Origin of the sequence: Prevotella aurantiaca (genome assembly GCF_015262605.1) — a bacterium.
In the GTDB taxonomy this organism is placed as follows: domain Bacteria; phylum Bacteroidota; class Bacteroidia; order Bacteroidales; family Bacteroidaceae; genus Prevotella; species Prevotella aurantiaca.
Genome location: NZ_JABZSJ010000071.1, coordinates 1 through 11730, shown reverse-complemented (window position 1 = coordinate 11730; position 11730 = coordinate 1). Strand labels below are relative to the sequence as shown.

The 11730-nt window shown below is 32.3% G+C and carries 9 protein-coding genes; 8 read left to right on the top strand and 1 reads right to left on the bottom strand.

Annotated elements, in window-relative coordinates; translation table 11 throughout:
- Positions 1-398 precede the first annotated feature (398 nt).
- From HXN26_RS09975 to HXN26_RS09945, 7 genes are read left to right on the top strand one after another with little or no spacing between them, the layout of a single operon-like run.
- Positions 399-1511 (top strand): glycosyltransferase family 4 protein, encoded by a 1113-nt coding sequence (locus HXN26_RS09975; protein WP_273161053.1) that lies wholly within the window; start codon positions 399-401, stop codon positions 1509-1511.
- Between the two features lie 18 nt (positions 1512-1529).
- Positions 1530-2738 carry a glycosyltransferase family 4 protein gene (locus HXN26_RS09970; protein ID WP_273161050.1) on the top strand — a complete coding sequence of 403 codons (1209 nt, stop codon included), beginning with the start codon at positions 1530-1532 and terminating at the stop codon, positions 2736-2738.
- Positions 2739-2746: 8 nt separating this feature from the next.
- A complete protein-coding gene (locus tag HXN26_RS09965) occupies positions 2747-3385 on the top strand; it encodes a sugar transferase (RefSeq protein ID WP_006044759.1) in 639 nt (212 codons plus the stop codon).
- Position 3386: 1 nt separating this feature from the next.
- The gene (locus tag HXN26_RS09960; RefSeq protein WP_273161045.1) at positions 3387-4466 is read left to right on the top strand and encodes a protein kinase family protein; all 1080 of its coding nucleotides are present in this window, start codon (positions 3387-3389) and stop codon (positions 4464-4466) included.
- Entirely contained in the window at positions 4460-5524 is a 1065-nt protein-coding gene (locus HXN26_RS09955; RefSeq protein ID WP_273161043.1) for a lipid II:glycine glycyltransferase FemX, read from the top strand. Before HXN26_RS09960 ends, HXN26_RS09955 begins: the two co-directional genes overlap by 7 nt.
- 9 nt (positions 5525-5533) lie before the next feature.
- Complete coding sequence (locus tag HXN26_RS09950; protein WP_273161042.1) at positions 5534-6880, top strand: DegT/DnrJ/EryC1/StrS family aminotransferase; 1347 nt, start codon at positions 5534-5536, stop codon at positions 6878-6880.
- Positions 6881-6907: 27 nt separating this feature from the next.
- The gene (locus HXN26_RS09945) at positions 6908-8017 is read left to right on the top strand and encodes a nucleotidyltransferase domain-containing protein (protein WP_273161040.1); all 1110 of its coding nucleotides are present in this window, start codon (positions 6908-6910) and stop codon (positions 8015-8017) included.
- A gap of 103 nt (positions 8018-8120) precedes the next feature.
- Here HXN26_RS09945 and HXN26_RS09940 read toward each other — a convergent pair whose 3' ends face one another.
- The gene (locus tag HXN26_RS09940; protein WP_273161038.1) at positions 8121-10091 is read right to left on the bottom strand and encodes a glycoside hydrolase family 16 protein; all 1971 of its coding nucleotides are present in this window, start codon (positions 10089-10091) and stop codon (positions 8121-8123) included.
- 444 nt (positions 10092-10535) lie between these two features.
- On the opposite strand from HXN26_RS09940, the gene HXN26_RS09935 reads away from it, so the two are divergent.
- Entirely contained in the window at positions 10536-11417 is an 882-nt protein-coding gene (locus HXN26_RS09935; RefSeq protein WP_273161037.1) for a hypothetical protein, read from the top strand.
- Positions 11418-11730 lie beyond the last annotated feature (313 nt).

Genomic DNA, 11730 nt, shown 5'->3' with positions numbered 1-11730 from the left:
CTGGACTATGGAATGCTGTAGCACCTTTAGGTTGGTTGATGCATTTGAAAGATAAACGTGTAAATAAAAGATAGTTATGAGTATTCTATAATTCACAACATCTGTGGATATAGATGAAATAGGAAAGTTAGTCATAAATTAGGTTCCAAACATACTAACACAGAATATGATATATGATTATGTATCTTCTCAGGAGCAAAGATATCATTACTATTGCGTAAATTCTTCAACTTTGCTGTCATTCCTGTCATTCGAAAATAAAGCATAATCTGTTGAATATCACTTCCCTATGTTGAAATGTTAAAAGTGACAGCAAATAGTTTTTAAACTTATTGTGGTATTCTTATTTGGAATACGATTAAAACAGGATTATTATTGTAGAATAAACGCATCTGATAATGAGAATATTACAAGTCATAACATCTTTGGATATGGGAGGTGCTGAAACGTTGGTCGTTAATTTGATACCAAGGTTACAAGCTTTAGGAAATACGGTGGATTTATGTGTCTTTAATGGCACAGAGACACCATTGACTCAGAGATTGAAGAAAGAGTGTCCACAGACAAAGATATTTACATTAGGTCATGGGGTTTATAATCCGCTCTATATATTTAAACTGGTAAAGATAATGAAGAATTATGATATTGTTCATACGCATAATTCTTCACCGCAGCTATTTGTTGCAATCGCCAGTTTGTTTAATTCTCCAAAACTTGTTTCTACAGAACATAATACGTCTAATAGGAAACGAAATTGGAAATGGTATCGCCCAATAGAAAGTTGGATGTATAGCAGGTATAATCATATAATATGTATCAGTAAGATAGCAGAAGAGAAACTAAGAGAGTATATGGGAGGGGAATGGCTTGTCAAATCATCAAATAAGTACAAGTCAATTACTACAATAAATAACGGAATAGATGTCAATGCTATTTCAGAAGCTGTACCTTGTAAGGAACTATTAGAATTAAAAGAAAATCGTAAAGCTATTCTGATGGTTGCAGGATTTCGTAAACAAAAGAATCAAGATACTATTATTAGGGCTTTAACCCTATTAGATAAAGAAAAATATGAGATCTGGTTTGCTGGTATAGGTGAACGGATGGAGGAAGTAAAACAATTAGCTTTGTCTTTAGGCGTATGTGAACGAGTGAGATTTTTAGGCTTACGTACTGATATTCCAAATGTACTGAGAGCAGCAGATTTTATCGTTATGTCTTCTCATTGGGAGGGATTAAGTCTTAGTAATGTTGAAGGTATGAGTGCACATAAGCCTTTTATTGCTTCAGATGTAAATGGTTTACGTGAAGTTACTAAGGGATATGGCATTCTTTTCCCACATGAAGATGGCAAGGCTTTGGCTAATGAAATTAATCAATTAGCAGAAAGTGATAAATATTATGATGAAGTTGCCAACCGCTGTTATAATCGAGCATTAGAATTCGATATTAGTAAAATGGTAAACGGCTACAATCAAGTCTATCAAAAAGTAATTAGTAACTTTGAATAGATTGATATAAGTATAGCTATGGATAAAAAGAAAAAAATAGTAAGATTGACCACTGCTGGCGAAAGTTTAGATGATCTTTTAATAGGACAACTAAAATATTTAAATCAATATTTTGATATTATTGCTGTTGCAAAAGATGACGGACGCCTACAAAAAGTAAGAAAGCGAGAAGGAGTTAGAGTTGTTGATGCTCCCATAGAACGGCCTATTTCCTTATTAAAGGATATTATAGCATTACGATGGTTGATAAATTTCTTTAAACAAGAGAAACCATGGTGTGTGCATGCCAATACTCCAAAAGGGTCATTATTGGCTATGGTAGCAGCATGGATTTGTCGTGTTCCACATCGTATTTATACAGTTACAGGACTAAGATATCAAGGTGCTACTGGAAAGTTTAAGTTTGTCTTACAAACAATGGAACGAATAACTTGCGCTTGTGCGACTAAGGTAATTCCAGAAGGACAAGGTGTTTTAAAAACTTTGAAGAATGACCATATTACTAATAAACCATTAGAAGTTATTTTGAATGGTAATATAAATGGTAAAGATACATCATTCTTTAGCGTGGAAAGCTTGTATGAGAATTGTGAATTGGAAAATGGAAACAAGCGATTAAGTATCAGAAAAGAAGAGTCTATTAAGGATGTAATACGTAAGGAATTACATATTACTGCTAATGATTTTGTTTTCATATTTGTCGGGCGAATAGTTAATGATAAGGGTATGAAAGAGTTGTCTAAAGCTATGCAATCCCTCCTTAAGAAAAACTATCATCTAAATCCCAAATTACTATTAGTTGGAGACTTTGAATCTAAGTTAGATCCTTTATCGCCTGAAGATGAAAGTTTCTTTAAAAATAATAGTTCTGTTCTGTTTGTTGATTATCAGAAAGATGTACGACCTTATCTTGCAGCTGCAGATGCATTAGTATTTCCTTCCTATAGGGAAGGTTTTCCCAATGTTGTTCTTGAAGCAGGCAGTATGGGGTTACCTTCAATCGTTACCAATATTAATGGTAGTAATGAAATCATAGAGGAAGGAGTTAATGGTAGAATTATTCCACCTCGCGATTCAGATTCTCTTTTCTTTGTTATGGACTGGATGCTAACACACTTATCTGATGTTGAGCTTATGGCAAGTAATAGCAGGAGGCTTATTCAAGAAAGGTATGAACAGGAAAAAGTATGGGAAGCACTTTTAGATATGTATAAATCACTTAGTTAAAGAATATTATGTATAAACATTTCTTTAAGCGATTAATAGATTTTGTAGCTTCATTTATAGCATTGGTTATTTTTTCTCCTTTACTATTAATAGTTACAATATGGTTGCATTTTGCCAATAAGGGAGGTGGTGCCTTTTTTCTCCACTCTAGGGCAGGTTGGAATAATAGAGTATTTAAGGTGATTAAGTTTAAAACAATGACCGATGAAAAAGATGAGAATGGAAACTTATTGCCTGATGGTCAGAGGTTGACAAAAGTTGGACGTTTCGTGCGTAGTACTTCGTTAGATGAACTTCCCCAGTTGTATAATGTACTTAAAGGAGATATGTCCTTAATAGGGCCACGTCCATTGTACGAAGATTTCTTGAAATGTTACGATGAAGTACAAATTAGAAGGCATGAGGTGCGACCAGGTATAACAGGATGGGCTCAAGTTAATGGCAGAAACTTTGTACAATATAGTAAGAAATTTGAATATGATGTATGGTATGTAGACCATATTTCTCTTAAACTTGATATTAAGATTCTTTGGAAAACTTTTCTTAACGTTATACAGCGAGATGGCATTGGAGAAGGAGAAGTGCAAGATGAGTTGGTAGACGATCTTGGATTCGGTGAAAAACTACGAAAACTGAAAGAGAAATAACATGAAAGAGTTTGGATCTGATTTTCATTCTTTGAATATTTCAGCAATACACGATAATACCATTTTTACTTATTATCCCAATGCCATATTTGTAGCAGATGGTAGACAGGCCATAGAATTATTAATCATTCATTATAAATGGAAAAGAATTTGGATACCAGAGTATTTCTGTTGGGAAATTATTGAATATATTCAACATCGGTGTAAAATAGAAGTTAAAACATATTTTGACAACCCCTTAAATGAGGAAATTTATCTTGTAGAAAAACTATCTTTTATAGATGGTGATGTATTACTTAGAATGAATTATTTTGGGTTAAGACAATACCGAAACTATTCTAATATCTCAATCCCAATGATTGAAGACCATTCGCACAATATTTTCGATGAATGGAGTCAGAATAGTAAAGCTGATTTTTGTATAGCCTCATTGAGAAAAACTCTTCCATTAGCAGGGGGTGGAATGATTTGGAGTAATTCTCATAATTTATCAAAATTATCAACTTTAATAGAGAATTCTCATCAAAACGAACAACTTGCAAGAATAAGATGGCAAGCAATGGAAGATAAAGCTCACTATCTTAATATAAATGAAACTGAATGCAATTCAAGTCTAAAGGACTCTTTCAGAGCAAAATATATACAAACAGAAGAGGGATTTGACCATTTGCCTATCAGTAGAATATCTATACTTGATAAACTTTTCTTAGAAAAGTTTGATATTAATGAATGGCATAATAGGAAGTTACAGAATTGGCAGTTGCTTATCCATACACTTTCAAAAATATTAATAACCAAAGACATTCGTATTTTTTATCCAAGCTCTGATAAATGTATTCCTTTTTCTTTACTATTATTATTTCGTAATACTCAACAGCGAGATTTATTTAGGTTGAACTTGATAAAGCATTTTATTTACCCAGCAATCTTATGGAATTTACCAGAAAACTGTTCGGATAGCTCTAAAGATATATCGAACAGGATGCTTTCAATACATTGTGACGGAAGGTATAGCAGTGAAGACGTAAATGAGATGGGAAATATTATATATAACTTTTTAATTCATTTTGATAAATGCTGAAGATTATAGACTTTGAGCATAGAACGGAATGGGATAGAATAGTTCTTTCCTTTCCTAATTATGATATATATTATCTTAGTGGATATTTAGCTCCATTCGAAGTACATGGAGATGGAAAGCCAATTTTAATTTACTATGAAGGAGAGGAAATAAGAGCAATTTGTGCTTTCATGCTTAGAGATATATCAAATGAGACATGGGCACAAGGTTATATCGATAAAGGTACGTTTTTTGATGCAATCACTCCGTATGGGTATGGAGGGTGGATATTAGATGGAAATACTTCAAAAGAAAAAATAGATATTTTTTGGAAAGAAGTAGAAACGTTTATGCATAATCAAAAAATTATTAATACTTTCACACGATGGAGTCCTTGGCTAAAAAATCAAGAATATTTAAGAGGATGGTCGAATGTTATTGATTTAGGAAATACCATTTATATTGATTGTACATCTGAAGAAGGTATTTTTCAAAATATAAAGAGTAAAGATCGTGCTACTATAAGAAAAGCTATTAAAAATGGTGTAGTTGTAAAACATAGTGATGACACAGCTCTCTTTGAGAAATTCTATTCTATATACAATGCAACTATGGATAAAGATAATGCTGATGATTATTATTATTTTAAACCAAAGTTCTATAAATCTATGTCAGAGAACTTACAAGGACAATGGGAGTTCTTTTATGCAATACTTGGTGAAGAAATCATTGCAATGAGTATTATACTTATGTGCAATGGAAGAATGCATTATCATCTTTCCGGCAGTGTTATGGAATTCCGTAATCTTAATGCTACTAATCTTATTTTGTATGAAGCTGCAAAATATGGAGCTCAACATGGGTATAAATTATTACATCTTGGTGGAGGAGTTGGTAGTGGTGAAGATCCTTTATATAAGTTTAAAAAAGCCTTTAATAAAAATGGAGATATTGGATTTAGTATATCAAAAGATTGTTATGATATAAACAAATATTCTTATCTAATTGAGCTTAGGAAGAAAATAGATCCATCATTTGATGTATCAACTTCATTCTTCCCTGCTTATAGATCAAAATAAATTATAGAGATGGAAAGAAAATATCTATGTCTCGCCCACATGAGTGGTAACGAGCAAAAATATGTTCAGGAAGCATTTGATACAAATTGGGTTGTACCATTGGGGCCCAATGTGAATGCATTTGAAGAAGAATTAAGCCGTTTTTGTAAATCTAAGCCTAATAATATAGATTTTTCCAACGAAGTTTATCCACAAAACATACAAGCACACAACAATAATCCAGATGAATTATGGCATAACGGATATCATGATTTGGAAGAGAAAGAAGTTGTTGCTTTATGCTCGGGTACAGCTGCCATTCATTTGGCACTGATTAACTTGGGTGTTAAGGCTGGCGATGAGGTAATTTGCCAGAGTTTTACTTTTTGTGCAAGCTCACACCCTGTAGCTTATCTTGGTGCATCTCCTGTTTTTGTTGACTCAGAAGTTGACACATGGAATATGTGCCCTGTATTACTTGAAGAAGCTATCAAGGATAGAATTGAAAAAACAGGTAAAAAACCAAAAGCCATCATTGCTGTTTACCTCTATGGAATGCCTGCAAAAATAAAAGAAATTATGGAAATTGCCGAACGCTATAATATTCCATTAATAGAAGATGCAGCAGAAGGTTTGGGTAGTCGTTACAATGGAAAGGTTGTAGGCACATTTGGCAATTATGGAGTAATGAGCTTTAATGGTAATAAAATGATTACTACATCAGGAGGAGGAGCCTTAATTTGTCCAAATAAAGAAGCAAAGAATCGTATTATGTTTTTTGCAACGCAGGCACGCGAGGCTTTTCCATACTACCAACACGAAGAGATAGGCTACAATTATCGTCTAAGTAATGTTTGCGCAGGCATAGGACGTGGACAAATGACAGTTCTCGATGAACACATTTCACATCACAAATTCATTGCTAGACTATACAAAGAAGGGTTTAAAGATGTGAAAGGTATTACCTTCCATGGGAATCCAGACGAAAATTATGATTCTAACTTCTGGCTTAACACCATAACAATTGATAAAGATATAAAGGTAGTTGGTCAAGCAAATGCTTATAAAGAAGCTATTGCTGGTGCTGTTGGTGGAGCAGCTGGTGTTGTTCATCCAACTGGAGCTGTTCATACTAATTGTGAGCCAAACACAAATGTAGAAGCAATGCGAATAGCATTAGATAAATTAGGTATAGAAAGTCGCCCACTTTGGAAACCAATGCACTTACAACCAGTCTATAAGAATAGTCCAGCTTATGTAAATGGTATTAGCGAAGAGCTATTTAAAATTGGTCTTTGTCTTCCATCAGGCCCTATGGTAAGTGAGGAAGATGTCAAGTTTATAATCGAATCAATAAGAGAGTCTATTGTTGAATAAAATTCTATTCTACTAATAAGAAACTTTATGAGTGCGGAGAAGCTTCTAAAAGAATTAATTAAAAATGAGTTATGGGGAGGGATTCTAAGCTTATCATCCTTAGATAAAAAGGACTTTTCTGACTTACAGAGGATTGCGAGTATGCAAACTGTTAGTGGATTAGTCTTTTCATCACTCATCAACAATAACATAAAACTACCACAGCAAGAAGCTTTGGCAGCTTTTGGTAGGTTAGAAAATATTAAGAAGTCAAATCTACTTCTTAATAGCAACCTAATATTACTCACGGAGCTATTAGAAAAGCATGATATTAAGTTTTTTATTGTAAAAGGGCAAACAATTGCAAATTTATACCCTCACCCACTCCATCGAATAGGTGGAGATATTGACTTCTATTGTTTTCCAAATGATTTGGAAAAACTTATTAACATACTACATAAGGAATTAAAAGTAGAATTAGATCGAGACGAATCTGAACAGCATTATAGTTTCCAATTCAATAAGACTTTATTCGAACTACACTTTACACTATTTAAGTTTGCAAATTCTGAAAACCAACAATACTTTGATAACTTAATAAATACAGAGCCCCTAAGTTATACTCTAATTGATAATAAGAAAGTTCCGATTTTAAGTCCAACGTTAAATCTCGCTTATACTTTTTTACATCTTTATCACCATCTTATAGAATTAGGTGTGGGACTAAGACAATTTTGCGATATAGCAGTGTTATGTTATACTGCTGCTATGGCTGAACAAGATCAGAATAAAGAGAGAAGTATAGATAAAGAAAGGCTTACTGAGATTTTATCACACTTAGATTTTCAAAAAGCTTTCACAGCAATAGGTACTATTCTTGTTGACGATTTAGGATTATCTAAAAATTATTTTCCCTATACATTAACACAAAAAGACTATAAAAGAAAGAAATATATTTTAAGCGTTGTGTATAAAAGAGGAAACTTTGGTAAATATGGTCGAACAACGGAAGTAAGGTCTGGATTAAAGTATTATATTGAACAAACAGCAATAAAACTATCACACTATTATCACCTCTTTAATCTAAGTAAAAAGGAAAATATAGCCTTAATTTCGAAAGAAATACCGAAAAAGATTTTTCAAGCAATTAAAAGGTGATTTGTAAAAATATAAAGCAAAAGAAAAAAGAGGGTGTGTCATATTAGACACACCCTCTTTTATTTTTACTCATAATTTTACACTATTTTTTCTGAAGGATTCATTATTTCACGAGAACCTTCTTTCCATCAATAATATAAACTCCTGGACGCAAATCGCCTTTTTCTTTTGCCTCTTTTACCTTCATACCACTAATTGTATATATTTCATCTGTATCTTCTTTAGGAGAATCGATTTCAGTTATACCAGTAACAGTCTTTTTATCAATCAATCTTACATTTCTTAAATAATATCCCTCTCCAGATATCTGCAAACCATACTTATTAATTGTTTTAGCACTCTCAGCGTCTAAATCAATAACGTATTCCTTTTCATCACGTGCAGCTGATAGGTTTATACTCTTGTTAACTTGTGGAAGTATTATCTTACCTTGCGATTCAACATCAAGAACAGTAAATTCTAATATTTGGTTACGATATACTCTTTCGAACATCTCCTTAGGAATGATAACTTTATCTTTATTTATTTGCTTAAAGCCATTCCATATACTGCTTTCCTTTTTTTCGCTTGCTAAAGAGAATATACGGATATTTTCACCTTCTATATAACAACCCTCCTTTTTTAATTCTTCAAGCATATTTTTATCTGTAATGAAGAATGTTACCTGCGCATCATTTCTTGATAGTTGAGGTTTTAGCGTTGTTATGCTCTTACCATACTTATTATAAATATCAATAGAAGATAGTCCAACTTTACGATGTTTAGATGAAGAGAGCGTATCAATATCCAATATAAGTTTGTCTCCTATTTTAAGATTACCCAATCGTTTAGTCGGTATTTCTATTTTAGCTTTTGTCTGTTTCATATCACCAGGTAATGGCTGAGCACCAATCCAAATCAGCTTATTTGCACGTTTATAAACACGCATCCAGTCAATATCCATTACATAGTCCTTAGGCACTTTATTTATATCTCCACCATACTGAGGATCCATTTCTGGATAAAGTATGCCACCACCTTTTCCGTCTGGTTTTCCTCCTATTTGTCCTGTAATAGCAACATCCCACACACGATCAATACCATTCTTGAAATTTTCTTTTCTCAAGAGAGCATTGTATCGATATGGATACTTATCTTTCATTGGCTTCATATCAGCAGAATCTACTGCCTCATCAGACGTTTTATAGTATGATGTAATGAAAACAGATCTTACTCTACCATCCAAAAGGAATGATACAGCTATATTACGAGAAGAATCACCCGGTTCAGGGTCAATCTGTGCCCCATAAACATGGAAGTCTTCTGAAGGGTCAAATATTATTTCTTTTATTCTATCACCATAATTATTATGATTATATCCGTTTTTAAGTACATACTTTTTTTTATCTTGATCGTATCTTGTACCTAAATTATAATCTATACCATGTATGGATTGATGAACATAGCGTCGTTTTTTATCAATATTATCTTTTGCAAAGGTTCTTGCATCATCATGTACAAAGAATTCTTGCAAATCAATTTCAAAAGTACTAGACCCATTGCAATGACGAAGCCACAATGCCATCCAAGTACCAATAGAGAAAGGTATCTTGGCTTTTATCTCAATACGAGAGTAAAGTGGATAATAGTTGCCTCCATTCTCTGCATCTCTGCTAGAGAGTGCACCTGACCACCAACCATATTTTGTATAACCATGTTTAGGTTTTATAGGGTTTCGCATCTTTATACTATAATCAGTATTTGCTGGATCATCTTCGTATCTGCGGAGTCCTGTCTTTATAGGTTCACGAGTAGCACGAATAGATAAAAAACCATTATTTACCGTTACCATTTGGTCGCGATATATCTGAGCATTACCTTGTTTCTTGTTATTACCATAAAGTTCATAACTATAATGTTTTGTTTTATCACCATAGATTCCCCATAAACTTTTATTTATAGTTGTTCCATTAAACTCATCACCTCCATAATAACTCCACCCCACTAATGAAGGGACAACTCCTTGATTTTTCTGTGCTGAAAGTCCTAAATGAACTAAACCTAAAGCACAAATAGTAATTACTGCTTTTTTCATATGCTTTTATTTTTATATGTGAAGAGTAGTTGTAAGCTACTCGTGTTATGTGATTATTTGAAGAATTATCCTCGTGAAATTGAAAGGTATTTAAAAACTTAAAGGATAAGACTATTATAATGTCAAATTTAAAGAGGTTATAACCTTTGGCTGCAAATTTACAATATTTCCAATAAACAAAGGTTACATAAGTGTTTACGCGAGTGTAAAATAAGCGTAATTTTCCGAAATAGTTTTTACAGTTTGTTGATGAATATGAAAAAAGCTATCTTTATTGTTTAATATTATTTACATATGTTTTGTAATATAAAATGCAGAAGTAAATATAAACAAGCAATAGGATTTATGAAAAAAGATGAGCATATATCAAAGCAAATTACTATATTTGTAGTTGTTTGTTGTGTGTTATATCTTACACCTATGAAAGAAAACAAAAGATAAAATATGGAAAATATAGAGAAGGCGGTACAGTATGTACTTAAAAAAAAGGAATATCAACTAGAAAAGCTTACACATTTCTATTTCACTTCTAACGAAGATATAAATAGCTATATAAGTGGTAATAAAAGTCGAGCTATTATTGGTCTTAAATTAGAAAGAATTTCTAATTGGCAACATTGGAATTTTATTTATTCGTTTTTTAAAGAGAATAAACTAGATCATAATTTATTAGCATTATCAACATATTCTGCAATAGAGTCTATTACATGGGATTATTTTTTAGGAACAACAGTTGAACAATATAAAGAATCTATTTCTTTCATAAATGCGATTAAGTATCTTGCTCAGGCATTGCTTTTAGGCTGGGATTCTATAGCATTAAAATTAGGAGATGTGTTATTAAAGATGCTTTATGGCAAACAATATAAAGGATGGAATTCTGCATATAAACACCCTTGGTTTATGTTATCAATATTTTGTAAATGGCAAGGTATAGAACTTGATTACACTCGTTTAAATTTTCGTAAGGAGATGGGTGTATATGAAAAAGCTATTCAATATTGGGATACTAAAGATAAAACCTTGCTAACTGAAATAGTAAATGAACTGGTTAGTTTTCATATTTTAGAATCAGATGAAGATGAATACAAAAATCATATTCCAGATTTCCCATCTTCTGATTATTTTGTATTCCCTATAGATATTCTTCTTTGGTTAAATATTCGTGAACGCATAGGACTTCCTGAGTATATTCCCAATAATGAGCTTATGAAAATGCCTATTAACAATTATAATACGCTAAAAATAGACGTTCCAAAAGTAGAATTAATAGAAAAAGCTAAAATGAAATTACAAACGGAATATCCCAATGCAAATATATTATGATAGAGATTTTATTAATGCATATGAAGTTGTAATGAAAAGAATTATCCTTTGAATTTAGAATATAAGAAAAAGTATATACTTTACAAAAAAAACGTAATTACATTTTTCAAAAAATGTAATTACGTTTTTTTAATTTATAATTATTATTTACTTAGTCCTCCCTTAAAAACCTAATATTCCTCTGATTCATAGTATATTATCCTGTAAATTATTTGCTTATATCTGCAAGTTTTTGGGTTCATCCGACATTTCTAGTGTTACGGCAGTCATGCAGTGCATAGAGTCTTAGTGTAAAGTACCTCTCATCCCTGAA